We start from the raw sequence: 18,108 nt of genomic DNA on the forward strand, positions 1-18,108 counted from the left end.
TGCCCGACCCGGCGCCGGGGAGCCCGGCACCGGGTCGGGCAGGCCGAGGGCGACGGCCAGGTAGCCGTCCACGGCGGCGAGGTGGCAGAGCACCTCGGCCGGGCGCAGGTACTCGGTGCCGCCGTGCCAGGGCAGTTCGGCGACCTCCTGCCACTCCTCCGGGCCGAGGTCGCGCAGCAGGGCGTCGAGCTTGGCGGTCTCCGCGGTGTACGGCACGCCCCAGGGCGGGACGGGCAGTTCGGCGGGGCGGCGGGCCAGGCACCAGTCGAGCACCTGCTGGCGCAGCGCGCCGGGCTGGTCCAGCGGCTCCTCGACGGAGAGCCAGCCGGCCGCTTCGCGCAGCCGCTCGGCCTCCTCGGCGCACGGTGGGCAGCCGGTCAGGTGGGTTTCGAGGGCGGTGGCCTCGCCGGGCCGGACGGCGCCGAGCGCCCAGGCACCGAGCAGCGAGCGCAGGGCCTCGTGCTGCTCGTCGGTGATCGTCACGTCCCCCCGCCCTCCTTCCGCCGTCCGTCGTCGTCCGGCCGTTCCGCCGGCCGGCGGTCCGGGCACTGCCCGCCCGCCGGGGCGGGGCTCCGGTGCCGGGCGCGCTCCTGCTCCAGTTCGCCGGCGAGCAGTTCCAGGCCCTGCCGCATCCGCTGCTTGGCGGCGTGCTCGCTGATCCCCAGCCGACGGGCCGTCTCCTGGTAGGTGCGGCCGTCGTAGTAGGACTCCGCGATGGTCTCACGCAGCGGCTGCGGCAGGGCGGCGACCACGTACTGGACCCGGGCCGCGGTGGCCACCGTGCGGATCTCGTCCTCGGCCTCGACGGCGAAGCCCGTCTCCTCGGCGCGGCGGGCCCGCAGCCGGTCCACGGCACGGCGGTGGGTCAGCGCGCCCAGCCAGGAGCGGAGCGAGCCGCGGGCCGGGTCGAAGGCCTCGGGGTGCTCCCAGACGTGCGCGAATATCTCCCGGGTGAGTTGCGCCGCGGCGCTCTGGTCGGCGAGTATCCGGCCCGCCAAACCGTGGACCATCGGGGCGAGTTGGTCGTAGAGCTCGCCGAGGGCGGTCTCCTCGCCGCGGGCCAGGCGCCGTTGCAGCTGCTCGTCCCGGCGCGGGGCGTCGTCGGTGGTGGCCACCGGTCACCACCTCTCCTGCCGGACCGACCGCTGACGCGTCCCACGGTAACCCGCGCGGTTCGGCGGGCGGCGGGATTCCGTGAAGAACGGAGGCGGGGGCTTCGGATCGTCGGATGGTGGGATCTGCCGTCGATCCTGCGGTTGCGCTGTTCGACGGTGGCTGGACATATGTCGCAGGGGTGGTTCGCGAGTGGCGGGTGCGGCAGGGGGGACGGACGGCGGTAGGTTCGCCTCTGCGCCCCGGGCCGGGACGCGGGCCGGTCCGCGAGGGCCCGCCGATCGCCGGTCCGAGGCTCGCCGGAGTGAACGGGACAGTATGCCCTGCCCCGTCCCCCGATCGCTGGAATATGCCCGAAGCGCTTGCTGGGGCCCGCCCGCCGAATCATCCTGAGGCGTATTCGAGTCGCGGCCAGTGCGCGACGGACGAGGTGGCGCGGGCGCACCGGACCGGGTGCGACGTGCGGTGATCCGGTGGGCGGCGGCCCGACGGAGGGCGGCCCGGTGCGTGCCCGGGCCGGTCGGGCGACCAGGGCCCGGCCGTGACGGTGGCCGAACTGCGAGTGCGGGTGGTGGAGCGGTGCAGGTTCTTCAGGTACAGCTTGCGGTGCAGGCGGATCCCGCCGAGGTCGGCCGGGCCCGCCGGTGGGTCCGCTCGCGGCTGCTCAACCACGGGGTGGACCCGGACGCGCCGATCGCCGAGACGGTGGTGCTGGTGGTCTCCGAGCTGGTCACCAACGCCGTGGTGCACACCGGCCGTCCGGCCGTGCTGCGGCTCTGCTTCCCGCTGGGCGACCTGCGGGGCGGCGCCCCGGCCGGTGTGCCGGACGTCGCCGGATCCCCGGGCGGACCGGGGTGCGGCGCGGTGCGCGAGGCGGCGACGGTCGGCCCGCTGCGGGTCGAGGTCGCCGACGCCAGCCAGGCCGCCCCCGCCCCCCGGCACGCCGGGGCGGACGTCGACGCCACCAACGGCCGCGGTCTCGAACTGGTCGAACTGCTCTGCGACCGCTGGGGGTGGTACCCCGACGGCTCGGGCAAGCGGGTCTGGTGCGAGATCAGCCCGGACGCCCGCCCGGCGGACCCGCTCACCGCCGTCGACTGGGCCGCGCTCGCCCAGTAGGCACCGGTGTCCTGACGGCACGTCCGGCCCGTGGTGATCGCCGGGCCGAAAGTTGACGCAACCATTCCGAATTTCGGACAACCCATTGACGTGACGTATCCGGGTGATCACTCTTGGGTGCAGCGCTCCGTCGCGAGGGGACGCCGAGGGAACACCCGAACGCCACTGCGGTGCTGCTGTCCAGGGGGATCACGTCAGCAGGGGGGCCGCAGCTCCGGACGGTCGTGCGCTGGCTCCTCGGCGAGTGCGGAGGGCGTGGCACGGGTTCAGGGCCCGTGTTCGGGGATCGGATGGCGGCCGGCCGTGCCGTGCTCGGGGTGCGTGCGGCCCGCCGCCGTCCGATCCACCCGCCGCGGGCGGTGTTTTTCGGCCACCCGGCCCGCGCGGTGAACCCCCGGTTCCGGTCGTCCGTTTCCCGCCCCCGGTTGGCCCGAATCCGACGGAAGTCGGCAGTCCCGCCCCTCGTCGTGCCCGGACCCCGTCGGGAAAATCGGCCGGGTGAACGAAACCGACCGCCCCACCGGTCCCACCGCTCCCGCCGGTCCGGCCGCCGCGCACCCCGGGCCCTCCCGCGCGCCGCGGGTGCACTACGCCTGGGTCGTCGCCGGCGTGGCCCTGCTGGTGCTGCTCGGCTCGGCCGGATTCCGGTCCGCGCCGAGCCTGATGATGGACGCGCTGCACACCGAGTTCGGCTGGTCGATGGGCACCATATCCAGCGCCACCTCGGTCAACCTCACCCTCTACGGCCTCACCGCGCCCTTCGCCGCCGCGCTGATGGACCGGTTCGGCGTCCGGCTCGTGGTGGTCTGCGCGCTGCTGACGATCTCGGTCGGCGCGGGGCTCACCATGCTGATGCGCCAGCCCTGGCAACTGGTGCTCTGCTGGGGCGTGCTGGTCGGTCTCGGCAGCGGATCGATGGCCGGCGCGTTCGCCACCACGATCACCGGGCGCTGGTTCCGGGCCCGGCAGGGGCTGGTCACCGGAGTGCTGACGGCCGCCGGAGCGGCGGGCAACCTGGTCTTCCTGCCGCTCGGCGCCTGGCTGGTCGAGCAGCACGGCTGGCGCTCGGCCGTCGTGGTGGTCTCGCTGGCGGCCACCGCGGTGGCCGTCCCGGTGCTGCTGCTGATGCGCGAACGGCCCGCCGACCTGGGCCTGTTCCCGTACGGCGCGACCGAGGCGCCGCCGGTCCCCGCGACCGGCGGCGGGGCGCTGGCCCGCTCGCTGCGGGTGCTCCGGAGCGTCTCCCGCACCCGGGCGTTCTGGCTGCTGGCCACCTCCTTCGCGATCTGCGGCGCGACCACCGCCGGGCTGGTCGGCACCCACTTCATCCCGGCCGCCCACGACCACGGCCTGCCGGTCACCACGGCGGCGAGCCTGCTCGCGCTGATCGGGGTGTTCGACGTGATCGGCACCGTCGCCAGCGGCTGGTTCACCGACCGCTTCGACGCCGGGCGGCTGCTGGTCGTCTACTACGCGCTGCGCGGGCTCTCGCTGCTGGTGCTGCCGCAGCTGTTCGCGGGCTCGCTGGAGCCGCCGATCCTGGCGTTCGTGATCTTCTACGGGCTGGACTGGGTCGCCACCGTGCCGCCGACCGTCGCGCTCTGCCGCCGCCACTTCGGGGAGGACGCGCCCATCGTCTTCGGCTGGGTGCTGGCCTGCCACCAGGTGGGCGCCGCCGCGGTGGCCGGCCTGGCCGGCTTCGCCCGGGACGCGCTCGGCGACTACGACCTCGCCTGGTACGCGGCCGGCGGGCTCTGCGCCGTCGCCGTGCTGCTCTGCCTGGCCCTGCGGTCGACGGCCGCGGCGGACCGGACGGCCCCCGTCCTGTCATGATCGCCGGTTAGGCTCCGGGCCCATGACGTTGACCTTCACCATCGACCCGGCCCCCGGCCCCGGACTGCACGCCGAGATCACCGGCCTGTGGACGGCCGCCAGCAACGCGGGCGGGGCCATCGGCTTCGTCCACCGGGTGACCGAGGAGGAGGTGCGGGCCGCCGGGGAGAAGCAGTTCGCCGGGATTGCGCCGGCCGGGCCGGACCGGCTGCTGATCGCCCGGGAGACCGCGACCGGCCGACTGGCCGCGCTGCTGCTCATGGAGTCGATGCGGTTCGGGCCGATGGACCACTGGCGGCTGGTCTCCAAGGTCATGGTCCACCCCGACCTCCAGGGGCGGGGCCACGGTGCGGCGCTGCTGGCCGAGGCCGAGCGCACGGCACGGACCTGGGGCCTGGACGGTCTGAAGCTCCAGGTGCGGGGCGGGCTCGGCCTGGAGTCGTTCTACGCCCGCAGCGGCTACACCGAGGTCGGGCGGGTGCCCGGCGCCATCCGGGTCGCACCCGGGGACGACCGCGACGACGTCACCATGTGGCTCGACCTGCGCTGATCGCGCGGGGGCGGTGCGGTGCCCGGTGGGACCCGTTCCCCGCCGGGCGCGTCGGGCATGCTTCACTGGGAGACCGGCCCGGTCCCCAGCGCAGTGAAGGATGTGTCCCCGGTGAGCAGCAAAGTGAGCAAGAAGTCGCACGCCACGCTCCGCTACACCTCGATGCGGGTCTCCGTCTTCCTCGTCTGCCTGCTGGTCGCGCTGACCCTCGGACACTTCCAGGTGATCCCGGTCTCCGGCGAGACCGGCGTCATCTTCCTCTTCCTGCTGGCCGCCGTCGCCTCGGCGCCGCTCAGCTACGTGCTGCTCAGCCGGCAGCGCGACGAGATGTCCGCCGCGATCTCCGGCAGGGTCGACGGCATCCGGGCCCGGACGGCCTCGAAGATCGCCGCGCAGAACGCGGAGGAGGACGCCGCGGTCGACGCCGCGGCCGCCAGGGCCGCCGCCGGTTCCACCGCCCCGGCTCCGCAGAACTGACCCGCGCCGCAGTGCCGGAGCACGCCTCACCGGACCGGACCCCGCCCGCCCGGACCCGCTCGGACCGGACCCCCTCGGACCCGATCGCACCGGTCCGGACCCCGCCGGCCCGGGCCGTACCCGACCACGACGAGTCCGACCAGGACGCACCGGACCGCGGCGCACCCGGCCGGGCCCCGTCGGAGCCCGGCCCCGAGCGGCCCGCGGCCGGGACCTGGCCGGCCCCGGTCCGCCGCCCCACCGGCCGGGACGTGGCCCGGCTCGCCGGGGTCTCGCAGGCCACCGTCTCCCTGGTGTTCTCCGGCTCCGAGGCCGGCCGCCGGGTCTCCGAGGCCACCCGGGAACGGGTCCGGGAGGCCGCCCGCGGCCTCGGCTACCGTCCGCAGGCGGCCGGCCGGCAGTTGCGGCTCGGCCGCAGCGGCATGATCCTGCTGGCCGTGCCGAACATCCTCGGCCCGTTCTTCGGCCGGGTCCTGGAGGGCGTCCACGAGGAGGCCGGCCGGCACGGCCTGGCCGTGGTGGTCAGCTCCGGCTGGGGGAGCGCGACGCTCGCCGAGGCCGCCACCACCAGCCGCTTCGACGGCCTGCTGATCTGCTCCCCGGACGACAGCCAGCTCGGCGACCTGCCCGCCGACACCCCCGTCGTCTTCCTGGACGCCGACCCCGGTACCGACCGGGCCCGGCCCACCGTCGAACTGGACGTGGCCGGCGGCATGCGGGCCGCCGTCGAGCACCTCGCGGATCTGGGCCACCGCCGGATCGGCCGGCTGCGCTCGACGCACGCCGCGTACACCTTCCGGGTCCGGCAGGCGGCCTTCGAGGAGACGGTCCGGGAGCTCGGCCTGGAGGTGGTCGAACTCGGTGTCAGCCTGAACGAGGGCCAGCCTGCCGCGCGCGAGGTGGCCCACCGGCTGCTGGAGCGCCCGGACCGGCCGCACGCGGTGATCTGCGACGACGACGTGGTCGCCTCCGGCGTCTACCAGGCCGCCGCCGAGCGCGGACTGCGGGTGCCCGCCGACCTCTCGGTGGTCGGCATCGACAACGTCCCGGTGGCCGCGCTGCTCGCCCCGCCGCTCACCACCGTCGACCTGCCCGGCGAGGAGCTGGGCCGGGCCGGGGTCGCGGCGCTCGCCGGGCTGCTGCGCGGTGAGGCGGTCGCGCCGGTGCCGCCGCTCGCCACCGCGCTGGTGCGGCGTTCCTCCACGGCCCGGGTCCTCTAGGGCCTCTCCTTCGCAGGCGCCACCGGTGGAGGGAGGGGTGCGGGGCGTTCGGCCGTCCTGCGGGCCGCGTTCCTCCGTCCGGGCTCCACCGGGCGGGTGAAAGACCGTCGCACCGGCTCGCGGCGGAGGGGCGGGCGGATTAACGGACGATGAGATTCCGCCTATGCGGACGTCACGACCACGACCCCCACGACCCCCACGGCCCTCCCGGCCGTCCCGCCTGCCGCGCCTGGCCGCCGCGCTCGGCCTGGTCGGCGGCACCCTGCTCACCGGTACCCTCACCGCGCCGCCCGCCGAGGCCGCCGTCAGCTTCACCAAGACGGTGGACAAGCCGACCCCGGCGCCGGGCGAGAACGTCACCTACACCCTGCGGTACACCTGCTCGGTGAGCGACTGCGTCAACGGGCGGATCACCGACGTCCTCCCGGCCGGGATGGAGTTCGTCGGCTGGACCCCGGACGCCTCCACGGTCGACGTCCCCAACTCCACCGTGCCCCCGGCCGGCACCGTGGGCGGCACCCTCACCGCCGAGCTGCTGACCCTCACCCCGGGCACCACCGCCTCCATCAACGTGGTGATGCGGTACCCCAACTTCAGCACCCCCAACGGCACCCGGAGCAGCAACTCGGCCACCCTCACCGCCGACGGCGAGCCGCCGCAGACCGACGGCGCCGACACCACCGCCGTGGTCCAGCCGGGCTACACCACGACCAAGGGCGTGCAGACCAGCAGCCAGGACGGCCGCTCGGTCACCTACCAGTTCAGCGCCTGCTCCACCGCCAACGTGCCCAACGTCGACCTGGACGGCAGCCGCCTGGTCGACACGCTGCCGCCCGGCGCCGTCGTCGACACGAGCCGCTCGCCCGGCTGGGTCAACGACCCGGCGGGCTCCACCACCTGGGTCTACGACATCGGCGAGTTCCGGGCCGCCGGAGGGCAGGCCGGCTGCCGGATCCCCGGCGTCCTGGTGGTGGACTACCCCGACCCGGCCTTCCCCAGCGGCACCACCTCCACCAACACGGTGACGCTCCAGGGCGATCCGCTCGGCCCCGACCCGCAGCGCGACCTGTCCACCGACACCGCCGAGACCCCGACCTTCCAGCCGCCGGTCACCGGTGTGCAGATCGGCGCCTCCAAGGTGTGGCAGGAGGCCACGGTCTCCGGCGACCTCGCCTCCTTCAGCCTGCGGGTCTCCAACAACGCGGACCCGGTCACCGGCCTGGTGATGACCGACCCGGGCACCGGCACCACCCCGGACCTGTACAACTGGCTGATCCCGCAGTCCATCCAGCTGGAGGCGTGGAACCCCACCTCGATCACGCTGGCGCTGGAGTACCGGCTGGACGGCGATCCCGCCTGGCTCCCCTTCACCCCCGCCGACCCGCTGAACGGTTCCGCCAGCCGCCGGATCACCTTCGCGGAGGGCGCCGGGGATCCGGCCGACGACGTGATCGGCCTGCCGGCCGGCCGCCACCTGGACGGCCTGCGGTTCGGCTGGACCGGTCCGATCCCCGGCGGCTGGAGCCCCGGCAACTCCGTCCAGGTGCTCGCCCAGGTGGTCACCCCCGGCCACGACGGCCGCCCGGCCCCGGTGCCGCTGCACAACTGCCTGGACGCGGTCGGCACCGGTGCCGGCGGCGACACCGCGGCGGCCACCGAGTGCGCCGACAACACCGTCACCGCCGCCACCAACCTGGGCGCCGCCAAGACCACCGTCGCCGGCGCCGTGCTCTCCCCGGGCGGCACGGCCACCTTCCAGGTCACCCCGTACAACCGCACCGGCCGGGTGCTGGACCGCCCGCTCGTCCTGTACGACCTGCTGCCGCCCGGCATGGTCTACGTCGACGGCAGCGCCCGCAAGGACCCGTCCTACCCCGAGGCGGTCGCCCCGCAGTCCGTCACCGTGCTGCCCGGTCCCGACGGCCGTCAGCTGCTCAGGATGATCTGGCCCGCCGGCGCCCCCGACATGATGTACCTGAACGACCACCTGGCCTACCGGACGCTGATCGACGTCCAGGTGGCCGGCAGCGCCAGGCCCGGCACGCTCACCAACGACGTCTTCGTGACCGCCGAGGGCTCCGGCGCCCCGACCGCCTGCTTCTACTTCGGCAGCGACAGCGGGGAGGCGGACGCCCAGGACATCGACAAGGACGGCGACACCGCCGAGACCGTGTGCCGGGCCTCCTCGCCGGTCGAGGTGCAGGTGCCGGCCGTGTTGCGCTCGTACAAGGAGGTCCGGGGCGACCTCGACCCGGAGTACACCGCCACCGGCACCACCCGCCCCGGCGGCGGGATCTCCTACCGGTTGACCGTCCGCAACGACTCCGCCGACCCGGTCACGGAGTTCCTCGCGTACGACCGGCTGCCCACCCCGGGCGACTCCTACGTGCTGCGGCAGGACGTCCCGCGCAACTCGGCCTGGCGGCCCTCGCTGGTCGAGCCGCTCACCTCCAGCGACCCGACCGTGGTGATCGAGTACACCACCGCCCCCGACCCCTGCCTGCCGGGCGGGTTCGCGGTGCCCGGCCCGTGCGACATCGACGCGCAGTGGAGCGCCGCCTTCCCCGGCCCGGGCACCGTGACCTGGTTCCGGATCCACCGGCCCGGCACGCTGGCGCCCGGGGAGCTGTTCACGCTCACCTGGCCGATGGTGGCCTCGTTCGACGCCGGGCCGGACGAGTTCGCCTGGAACAGCTTCGGCTACACCGCCACCGACGCCTCCGGCCGTCAGCTGCTGCCGGCCGAGCCCGCCAAGGTCGGGGTCGGCATCGAGCAGGCCGCCCCGCCGTCCAACGTGCTCGGCGACTTCGTCTGGAACGACCTCGACGGGGACGGCGTCCAGCAGGCCGGCGAGCCCGGGGTACCGGGCGTAAGGGTCGAACTGCTGGACGGTGAGGGCCGGGTGATCCGGGACAAGGACGGCAACCCGGTCTCGACGGTGACCGACGCGACCGGGCACTACCGGTTCGAGCGGCTGCCGGACGGCGTCTACGCGGTGCGGTTCGACCTCGCCACGTTGCCGAAGGACGCCACGGTCACCAAGCGGGCGGCCGGGACGGACCGGGCGCTGGACTCGGACGCGGATCAGGCGACCGGGGTGACGCAGACCGTCACCCTGGCCGGCGGGGTGGAGGATCTGGGGCTGGACATGGGGCTGGTGCTGCCGCCGGAGCCGTCGCCGTCGCCCTCGCCTTCCCCGTCTCCCTCGCCGTCTCCCTCTGCCTCTCCGTCGCCTTCGCCTTCGCCTTCGCCGACCGTGACGCCTTCGCCGTCGCCGACGGTCACCCCGACCCCGACGGTGACGCCGTCACCCAGCGCGTCGACCTCCCCGCCCGCGCCGACGCCGTCACCGAGCCACACGCCGTCGCACCACCCGACGTCGCACCACCCGGGGCCGACCCACCCGCACCAGCCGACGCACTCGCCGGGCCACGGCAGCGGGCTGCCGGAGACCGGCGGCGGGACGGGCACCCTGCTGGGGCTCCTCGGAGCCGTGACACTCGGAGCCGGTCTGCTGCTCGCCCTGGTCGCCCGGGGAAGCCGGGGCCGCCACGGCTGAGACGGGGAATCCGGATGACGGAATGACGAAGTGACCGCGCCCGTCGGCCGGACCACCGGCCCGACGGGCGCAGCCACCTCCGAGGGGTGCCGCGGGCGTCAGCCCGCCGGCACCGGTTCGGCGGGCAGCGGCCGCGCCCCGTCCGGTGCGGCGGCCGGCCGGAACCAGCGGCGGGCGCCGAACAGCAGCACCCCGCCGAGGCCGATCCCGCCCGCCGCGCAGAGCGCCACGGAGCGCAGCGACCCCTCCGCGAGGTGCCCCGAGACCGCGTAGCCCAGGGAGTTCCCGGTCGCGAAGAGGGTGACCAGCCAGGCGAAGGCCTCGGTCACGGTGCCGGCCGGGGCCAGCTCGGCGACCAGCACGAACGCCGCCGCCAGCAGCGGGGCGAGGGCGATCCCGGAGAGGAAGGCGGCCCCGGCCATCGCGGCCGGCCCGGGGACCAGCACCAGCGGCAGGTAGCTCACGGCCATGCCGAGCGCCATCAGCCAGGTACGGGTGGCCGTCGAGCTGCGCCACGGCACCGCGCCGTAGGCGAGCGCGCCGAGCAGGCCGCCGAGCGCCGCCAGGGCCAGCAGGGTGCCCGCGCCGCCGGGCGGGGCGTCCGCCGCACGGGCGTCGGCGTAGGCGATGAACAGCACGTTCTGCGCGCCGACCGCCCAGCCGGCGCCGGCCAGGCCGACCAGCAGCAGGACCAGACCGGGGGAGCGGAGGGGACCGAGCAGGCCCGCCGAGTGGGCCCGGGGCGGGGCCTGCCAGGCCCGGGCCGGCGCGGTGGTGGCGACCACGAGCGCCCCGGCCAGGCCGAGTCCGGCCGCCACCCAGAGCGCCGCGACCGGGCCGGCCGTGCCCGCGAGGCCGGCCACCGCGAGCGGGCCGGCGACGTAGAGGATCTGCTGCGCGGCGGAGTCGAAGGCGTACGCGGTGTCCAGCTGCTCCTCCTCGACGACGTCCGGCCAGAGCGAGCGCAGGCAGGGTTCGAGCGGGGGCATCGCCAGACCGGCGATCGCGGCGCCGAGCGGGGCGGCGACCGGCGAGCCGGGTGCCAGCGCCAGCAGGGCGTACCCGCCGCCGGCCACCACCGCGGAGACGAGCAGGACGCGCGGCTGCCCGGTGCGGTCCACGATCCGGCCGAGCACCGGTCCGCCGACGGCCGCCGCGATCGCGTAGGCGGCGGTGGCAAGCCCGATCCTGCTGTACGGCGCGCCCGCCTCGCGCAGGGCGAGGGCGATCACCAGGGCGGTCATGCCGGCCGGGAGGCGGCCCAGCAGGGTGCCGAGGAGCAGGCGGCCGACGTGCGGGGCGCGGAGCAGGGCGAGGTAGCCCATGGGCGGGATTCTCCGGTCTGGGCATGGGGGGACGGACGGGGTGTGCAGCCAAGTTATACGTATAACCATCAGGCGGTCAATCGGGCCCGGTAACGGATCGTCAGATGTGGCAGGGGTCGTCCGTGTCCGGAACTCAAACAACTACTTTGAACATCTCAAACCTTTACTGCTAACGTATCGGCCGTGACCACCTCAGACGCACGTCCGCCGCTCGGCCCGGGCCACCAGCCCGACGCCGCCCGCGGGTGCTGTCTGTCCGGTGCTGTGGACAGCCCGCGCCGTTGTCGCGCCACGAGCTGTATTCAGGCGGCACGCCCCTGACCGGGGCCGGTCCCTTCCCGTCCGGCCCGAGCGCCGTGCCGCCGTCCTCGCCCCCCACCATCAGCAACGCCTCCCCCGGAGCCGCACCGTCATGTCCACAGCGCCCGAGGCGACCTCGTCGCCGTCCGTGCTCAGCAGAATCCGCAGGACCCCGTTCTGGGCCCAGATCGTCGCCGGTCTCGTGCTCGGCATCGGCCTCGGCTACCTGGCCCGCGCGGCCGACATATCCTGGCTGGCCACCACGCTTGAGACGATCGGCCGGATCTTCGTCCAGCTGCTGAAGCTCGCCGTCCCGCCGCTGGTCTTCACCGCGATCCTGGTCAGCGTGGCGAACCTGCGCAACGTCACCAACGCGGCCCGGCTGGCCGTCCGCACCCTGCTCTGGTTCGCGATCACCTCGCTGATCGCGGTGGCCATCGGCCTCGGCCTCGGCCTGCTGACCAACCCGGGCGAGGGCACCAACCTCAAGACCGAGGGCCTGAAGCCGCCGAAGTCCACCGGCAGCTGGATCGACTTCCTCACCGGGATCTTCCCGACCAACATCGTGACCGCGTTCACCGAGGTCGAGGTCCTGCAGATCGTCTTCCTGGCGATCGTGGCCGGTGCCGCCATCATCAAGCTGGGCGCCAAGGCCGAGCCGGTCCTCAAGCTCAGCGAGTCGGTGCTGGAACTGGTCCAGACCGCGCTCTGGTGGGTCATCCGGCTCTCGCCGCTCGGCACCCTCGGCCTCATCGGCAAGTCCGTCGCCAAGTACGGCTGGGACCTGCTGGAGCCCTTCGCGACGCTGACCGTCGACGTCTACGTCGGTTGCGCGCTGGTGCTGTTCGTCGTCTACTCGCTGCTGCTGAAGTTCGCCGCCGGCCTCAACCCGGTCAACTTCTTCCGGGGCGCCTGGCCCGCCATCCAGCTGGCCTTCGTCTCCCGCTCGTCGGTCGGCACCCTGCCGGTCACCCGCCGGGTCACCGAGCGCCTCGGCGTCCCGGGCGAGTACGCCTCGTTCGCCGTCCCGTTCGGCGCCACCACCAAGATGGACGGCTGCGCCGCGATCTACCCGTCGCTGGCCGCGATCTTCGTCGCCCAGGTGTACGGCATCGACCTCGGCATCAAGGACTACCTGCTGATCGCCTTCGTCTCGGTGATCGGCTCGGCCGCCACGGCCGGTCTCACCGGTGCGATCGTCATGCTGACGCTGACCCTCTCCACCCTGGGTCTGCCGCTGGAGGGCGTCGGTCTGCTGCTGGCGATCGACCCGATCCTCGACATGGTCCGCACCGCGACCAACGTCGCCGGTCAGGCGCTGGTGCCGGTCCTGGTCGCGGCCCGGGAGAAGACCCTCGACCTGGTCGCCTACAACAACCCCACCGGTGACCTCTACGACGAGACCCCGGCCAAGCCCGCGATCCCGGGCCAGGCCGGCCCCGCGGCCACCGCGACGGCCTGACGCCCCCTCGCACGGGCACACGAGGGCCCTCCTCCCCGGGACGGGAGGAGGGCCCTCGCGCATGCGCGGTGCGGAGCGCCGCGGCGTCGCGAGGCAGGCGGAGCGGCGTGCGACACGGGCGTGCGGCACCGCGGACGCGCCGGGGCACAAGGCAGGGGGCCCACCGGAACGGCGGGCCCCCTTGGGTACTGCGCTCTTCTGCTCACGGTGACGGCCGGCGGCCGTCGGCAGACCCGAACGGGTCCCGAGCGATCAGATCATCATTGAGGATGGTCAGATAAGGGTGACGTTCTCCGCCTGCGGGCCCTTCGGGCCCTGGGTGACGTCGAAGCTGACCGCCTGGTTCTCCTCCAGCGAGCGGAAACCGCTCGCGTTGATGGCGGAGTAGTGGACGAAGACGTCGGGGCCGCCGCCCTCCTGGGCGATGAAGCCGAAGCCCTTCTCAGCGTTGAACCACTTGACGGTTCCCTGAGCCATGCCGTTCTCCTTGCGAGGGACGTGTCGGGGACCACACCGTGTGGCACCCGGTCCGCTGCGCTGATCGCCCTGCCTCCGGACGGGTCCGGAGTTTTTCGATATTGCTGAAAAACTACGAAAAGCCTGCGGTTACATGCTCCGCAGGCTTCAAGTACTGCAAGGGGAATCAAACTGCAACTGAGGGCAACGCTAGCATGCGGCTGCTGTGACGACCAGGGGTGACTTGCGGGCCGGACAGCGCGTGTCGTAAGGCCGTTGTGGCGCTCGCGGAGGGGCGCGGCGAGGCGTAGCGCGGGGGCGCCGCGACGCGTCGCGGAAGGGCGGTGCGGGGCTTCCCGGACGACGGGCATACCCTGCGGGGGAGGCGCACGAACAGCAAGGGAGCGGCGCAGTGGCAGTACCGGATGCGGAAACGCGGGAGCCCCGGGAGAACACCCCGGTCCGGGAGAACACCCCGGTCCGGCCCAGGGTCGGGCATATTCAGTTCCTCAACTGCGTACCCCTCTACTGGGGGCTGGCCAGGACCGGCAACCTGCTCGATCTGGACCTCACCAAGGACACCCCGGAGAAGCTGAGCGACCAGTTGGTCGGCGGTGCGCTGGACATCGGTCCCATCACCTGTGTGGAGTACCTGCGGCACGCGGACGACCTGCTGGTCCTCCCGGACATCGCGGTCGGCAGCGACGGCCCGGTGATGTCCTGCGTGATCGTCAGCAAGCTGCCGCTGGCCGAGCTGGACGGCCGGCGGGTCGCCCTCGGCTCCACCAGCCGGACCTCGGTGCGGCTCGCCCGGCTGCTGCTGGAGGAGCGCGAGGGGGTGCGGCCGGAGTACTTCAGCTGCCCGCCGGACCTGGACGCGATGCTCGCCGACGCCGACGCGGCCGTGCTGATCGGCGACCCGGCGCTGCGCGCCTGTCTCGGACAGGCGGCGGCGCAGGGCCTCACCGTGCACGACCTCGGGGCGATGTGGAAGGAGTGGACCGGGCTGCCGTTCGTCTTCGCCGTCTGGGCCGCCCGCCGAGACTTCGCGGAGCGCCGGCCCGAGCTCACCGCCGCCGTCCACCGGGCCTTCCTGGAGTCCCGGGACCTCTCACTGGTCGAGGCCGGGGAGGTGGCCGCGCACGCCGCCCGCTGGGAGGCCTTCGACGCGGGCGTGCTGGAGCGCTACTTCAGCGAGGCGCTGGACTTCTCGCTCGGCGAGCGGCAGTTGGCCGGGATCGCCGAGTTCGCCCGGCGGGTCGGCCACGACAGCGGGTTCGCCCCCGACGTGGCGGTCCGGCTGCTGGAGCCCGCCCCTGAGCCCGTCGCCTGAGCCGGCCGCCTGAGCAGGTCGCCCGAGCGGTTCCGTCCGGTGGCGACCCGTCACGGTGCCCCGCCGCCCGATAGCGTCTGCACGCGAGACGGCCCCGGCGGCGGGGCACCGTGACGGGTGACGGGAGCGTGCGGGGGATGCAGGCACTGGGAACGGACGACCCTCGCCGGGTGGGGGCGTACCGGCTGCTGCGGCGGCTCGGCGCGGGCGGCATGGGCCGGGTCTACCTCGGCCGGACGGCGGGCGGGCGCACGGTCGCGGTCAAGGTGGTGCGCGCGGAACTCGCCGAGGACGCCGAGTTCCGGGCCCGGTTCCGGCAGGAGGTCGCCGCAGCCCGGCTGGTCGGCGGCGCCTGGACCGCACCCGTCCTGGACGCCGACACCGAGGGCGAGCGCCCGTGGGTGGCCACCGGCTACGTCGCGGGGCCCGCGCTCGGCGGTGCCGTCCGGGAGTACGGGCCGCTGCCCGGGCCCGCCCTGCACACGCTCGGCGCGGGCCTCGCGGAGGCGCTGGAGCACGTGCACGGGCTGGGCCTGGTGCACCGCGACGTCAAGCCGTCCAACGTGCTGCTCACCCTGGACGGCCCGCGGCTGATCGACTTCGGCATCGCCCGTGCCCTCGACGCGGCCACCGGGCTCACCCGGTCGGGCTTCGTGGTGGGGTCGCCCGGCTTCATGTCGCCGGAGCAGGCCAACGGCCGGCCGGCCGGGCCGCCCGGCGACGTCTTCTCGCTGGGCGCGGTCCTCGCGTACGCGGCGACCGGGGTGCACCCGTTCGGGGAGGGCGTGAGCGCGGCCGTCCTGCTGTACCGGGTGGTGCACGAGGAGCCGGACCTGACCGGGCTGCCCGAGGGGCCGCTGCGTTCGATCGTCCTCGACTGCCTGGCGAAGGACCCGGCGGCGCGGCCCACGCCGCGCCGGCTGAGGGAGCGGCTGGACCCGGACGGCTCGGCGGTCGGGCGGCCGGGGCGGGGGGACTGGCTGCCTCCGGTGCTGGCGGCGGCGGTCGGGCGGAGTGCGGTGCAGCTGCTGGATCTGGAGGCGGAGGCGGTCTCCGGGGGTGGCGGAGGCGGGGACGGGGGTGGCCCGGGTGGCCCGGGTGGTGCGGTCGTTGCGGCGGGTCTGGCGGGTCTGGCGGGTTCGGCCGGTTCGGGGGGAGGGGACCGGACGCCGACCCTGGTGCCGGACGCGGGCACCGGGGCCGGAGCCGTCGGCGGGCCGGGGGAAGCGACGGCGGGGGCCGCGCGGGGAGCGGGTGGTGGGCGTCGCCGGGGCGTGGTGGCGGTGGTGGTGGCGGCCGTGCTGCTGGTGCTCGCGGCAGGCGGGTACGGGGCCTACCGGGTCCGGGGGAACGGCGGGCCGGAGCCGGAGCCCACGACCGCCGCGACCGGGGATCCGTCACAGGCGTTGCCGCTGCCGTCCGCCCCGTCGTCGGCTCCGGCGTCCGCTCCGGCTCCGGCCACGACGGCGCCCTCGGCTCCGGTGAGGGCGCCGTCGTCCGGGACCCCGGCGGCCACGCCCACGGCGACTTCCGCGGCCACGGCCACGGCCACGGCCACGGGACCGAACGCCGTGCCGGAACGGTTCGTCGGCACCTGGCGCGGGGAGATGACCACGCAGAAGGGCGTACCCGCCGGCACCACCACCCTGGTCATCGGCCGCGCGGGGATCGGGCAGGACGCCGTCACCAGCCGCAACGAGCTGACCGGACTGCTGTCGATCACCTGCGAGGGCGCCTGGACGCTCGGCTCGGCCGAACCGGAGAAGCTGGTCCTCACCTCGCGGCTGGTCCGTTCCTCACTGCCCGGGGCGTGCACCGGCGGCTCCTACGCCGAGACGCTCACCCTGCAGAAGGACGGCACGATTCGCTTCACCTCGGCCGACCCCAGCGCCGGCAACCCGTCCGGGACGCTGCGCCCGGCGGGCTGACGCGGGCGCCCGAAAGGGCTGGCGTAGGCTGAACCGGATGCGACCCGGTGCCCCCGCACGGCGGTCGCAGCCCATCGCGGCACGTCGTGGACGTCGCGGCACCGGAGGCGCCCGGCGCTCCCGGAGCGGCCGACGCACCCGGTGCGCCCGATGAACCCGACGCAGATGTACCCGATGTACCCGACAGAGAGAAGGCCGTCAGGTGTCCGAGCTCGCAGCGACCACCCTCGATGCGCCCAGCACCGACCTGCAGGCCGTGCTCGACCGGGCGGCCGGCGGTGGCCGGATCAGCCCGGAGGAGGCGCTGGAGCTCTACCGCTCGGCCCCGCTGCACGCGCTCGGCTCGGCGGCCGACGCGGTGCGCCGCCGCCGCTACGCGGGTACCGAGCACATCGCGACGTACATCATCGAGCGCAACATCAACTACACCAACGTCTGCGTGACGGCGTGCAAGTTCTGCGCCTTCTACGTGCCGCCCAAGAGCACCAAGGGCTGGTCCCGCGACCTCGACGAGATCCTGCGCCGCTGCGCCGAGACCGTCGAGCTGGGCGGCACCCAGATCATGTTCCAGGGCGGCCACCACCCGGACTACGGCGTCGAGTACTACGAGCGCGCCTTCTCGGCGATCAAGGCGGAGTTCCCGCAGCTGGTGATCCACTCGCTGGGCGCCTCCGAGGTCGACCACATGGCGCGGATCTCGGGCGTCCCGGTCGAGGAGGCGATCACCCGGATCCACAAGGCGGGTCTGGACTCCTTCGCCGGCGCCGGCGCCGAACTGCTGCCGGAGCGCCCGCGCAAGGCGATCGCGCCGCTCAAGGAGTCGGGCGAGCGCTGGCTGGAGATCATGGAGACCGCCCACGGCCTGGGCGTGGAGTCCACCTCCACGATGCTGATGGGCACCGGCGAGACCAACGCCGAGCGGATCGAGCACCTGCGGATGATCCGCGATGTGCAGGACCGCTCCGGCGGCTTCCGCGCCTTCATCCCGTACACCTACCAGCCGCAGAACAACCACCTGAAGGGCTCGACCCAGGCGACCGTCTTCGAGTACCTGCGGATGATCTCGATCGCCCGGCTCTTCCTCGACAACGTCGCCCACATCCAGGGCTCCTGGCTGACCACCGGCAAGGAGGCCGGCCAGCTGTCGCTGCACTACGGCGCGGACGACCTCGGCTCGGTGATGCTGGAGGAGAACGTGGTCTCGGCGGCCGGCGCCAAGCACCGTTCGAACCTCACCGAGCTGATCCACCTGATCCGGGCCGCCGGCCGCGTCCCCGCGCAGCGCTCGACCACGTACGAGCACCTGCGGGTGCTGGACGACCCGGCCAACGACCCGGTCGACCCGCGGGTCGCCTCGCACATCGCCTCCACCGCGATCGAGGGCGGCACCGCGCACCCCGAGCTGAAGATCCTCGACAACGACTGAGGCACCG

The 18,108-nt window shown here is 74.4% G+C and carries 14 protein-coding genes; 10 read left to right on the forward strand and 4 right to left on the reverse strand.

Annotated elements, in window-relative coordinates:
• Both ACFCX4_RS06480 and ACFCX4_RS06485 read right to left on the reverse strand, forming a co-directional pair.
• The coding region (locus ACFCX4_RS06480) for a zf-HC2 domain-containing protein (RefSeq protein ID WP_376139380.1) at positions 1-483 on the reverse strand (483 nt) is incomplete at its 3' end.
• Positions 480-1,115 carry a sigma-70 family RNA polymerase sigma factor gene (locus ACFCX4_RS06485; protein WP_376139381.1) on the reverse strand — a complete coding sequence of 212 codons (636 nt, stop codon included), beginning with the start codon at positions 1,113-1,115 and terminating at the stop codon, positions 480-482. The genes ACFCX4_RS06480 and ACFCX4_RS06485, both read right to left, overlap by 4 nt.
• Before the next feature lie 577 nt (positions 1,116-1,692).
• Here ACFCX4_RS06485 and ACFCX4_RS06490 point away from each other — a divergent pair.
• From ACFCX4_RS06490 to ACFCX4_RS06515, 6 genes are all read left to right on the forward strand, one after another.
• On the forward strand, positions 1,693-2,232 hold the full coding sequence (locus ACFCX4_RS06490; RefSeq protein WP_376139383.1) for an ATP-binding protein: 540 nt from the start codon (positions 1,693-1,695) through the stop codon (positions 2,230-2,232).
• Between the two features lie 498 nt (positions 2,233-2,730).
• A complete protein-coding gene (locus ACFCX4_RS06495) occupies positions 2,731-4,065 on the forward strand; it encodes an MFS transporter (protein WP_376139384.1) in 1,335 nt (444 codons plus the stop codon).
• A 22-nt stretch (positions 4,066-4,087) separates the two neighbouring features.
• Positions 4,088-4,615, forward strand: a complete 528-nt coding sequence (locus ACFCX4_RS06500) for a GNAT family N-acetyltransferase (RefSeq protein ID WP_376139386.1) — start codon at positions 4,088-4,090, stop codon at positions 4,613-4,615.
• Positions 4,616-4,726: 111 nt separating this feature from the next.
• Positions 4,727-5,092 carry a DUF4229 domain-containing protein gene (locus ACFCX4_RS06505; protein WP_376139387.1) on the forward strand — a complete coding sequence of 122 codons (366 nt, stop codon included), beginning with the start codon at positions 4,727-4,729 and terminating at the stop codon, positions 5,090-5,092.
• Positions 5,093-5,103: 11 nt separating this feature from the next.
• Entirely contained in the window at positions 5,104-6,312 is a 1,209-nt protein-coding gene (locus ACFCX4_RS06510) for a substrate-binding domain-containing protein (protein WP_376139388.1), read from the forward strand.
• Between the two features lie 163 nt (positions 6,313-6,475).
• The gene (locus tag ACFCX4_RS06515) at positions 6,476-9,871 is read left to right on the forward strand and encodes an SdrD B-like domain-containing protein (protein ID WP_376139390.1); all 3,396 of its coding nucleotides are present in this window, start codon (positions 6,476-6,478) and stop codon (positions 9,869-9,871) included.
• A 98-nt stretch (positions 9,872-9,969) separates the two neighbouring features.
• Here the strand turns inward: ACFCX4_RS06515 and ACFCX4_RS06520 are convergent, their stop codons facing one another.
• The gene (locus ACFCX4_RS06520) at positions 9,970-11,196 is read right to left on the reverse strand and encodes an MFS transporter (RefSeq protein WP_376139391.1); all 1,227 of its coding nucleotides are present in this window, start codon (positions 11,194-11,196) and stop codon (positions 9,970-9,972) included.
• 412 nt (positions 11,197-11,608) lie between these two features.
• Here ACFCX4_RS06520 and ACFCX4_RS06525 point away from each other — a divergent pair, with 412 nt between their 5' ends.
• Entirely contained in the window at positions 11,609-12,958 is a 1,350-nt protein-coding gene (locus ACFCX4_RS06525; RefSeq protein ID WP_376139393.1) for a dicarboxylate/amino acid:cation symporter, read from the forward strand.
• Positions 12,959-13,231: 273 nt separating this feature from the next.
• Here ACFCX4_RS06525 and ACFCX4_RS06530 read toward each other — a convergent pair whose 3' ends face one another.
• A complete protein-coding gene (locus tag ACFCX4_RS06530; RefSeq protein WP_329883282.1) occupies positions 13,232-13,435 on the reverse strand; it encodes a cold-shock protein in 204 nt (67 codons plus the stop codon).
• A 391-nt stretch (positions 13,436-13,826) separates the two neighbouring features.
• Here ACFCX4_RS06530 and ACFCX4_RS06535 point away from each other — a divergent pair, with 391 nt between their 5' ends.
• The 3 genes from ACFCX4_RS06535 (at position 13,827) to mqnC (ending at position 18,101) form a co-directional block, all read left to right on the forward strand.
• The gene (locus ACFCX4_RS06535) at positions 13,827-14,747 is read left to right on the forward strand and encodes a menaquinone biosynthetic enzyme MqnA/MqnD family protein (protein ID WP_376139394.1); all 921 of its coding nucleotides are present in this window, start codon (positions 13,827-13,829) and stop codon (positions 14,745-14,747) included.
• Between the two features lie 137 nt (positions 14,748-14,884).
• A complete protein-coding gene (locus tag ACFCX4_RS06540) occupies positions 14,885-16,675 on the forward strand; it encodes a serine/threonine-protein kinase (protein ID WP_376139396.1) in 1,791 nt (596 codons plus the stop codon).
• A 202-nt stretch (positions 16,676-16,877) separates the two neighbouring features.
• Positions 16,878-18,101: a cyclic dehypoxanthinyl futalosine synthase gene (mqnC, locus tag ACFCX4_RS06545; protein WP_376139397.1), complete on the forward strand. Its 1,224-nt coding sequence runs from the start codon at positions 16,878-16,880 to the stop codon at positions 18,099-18,101.
• Positions 18,102-18,108: the final 7 nt, after the last annotated feature.

Origin of the sequence: Kitasatospora sp. NPDC056327 (assembly GCF_042261735.1) — a bacterium.
Taxonomy (GTDB): Bacteria; Actinomycetota; Actinomycetes; order Streptomycetales; family Streptomycetaceae; genus Kitasatospora.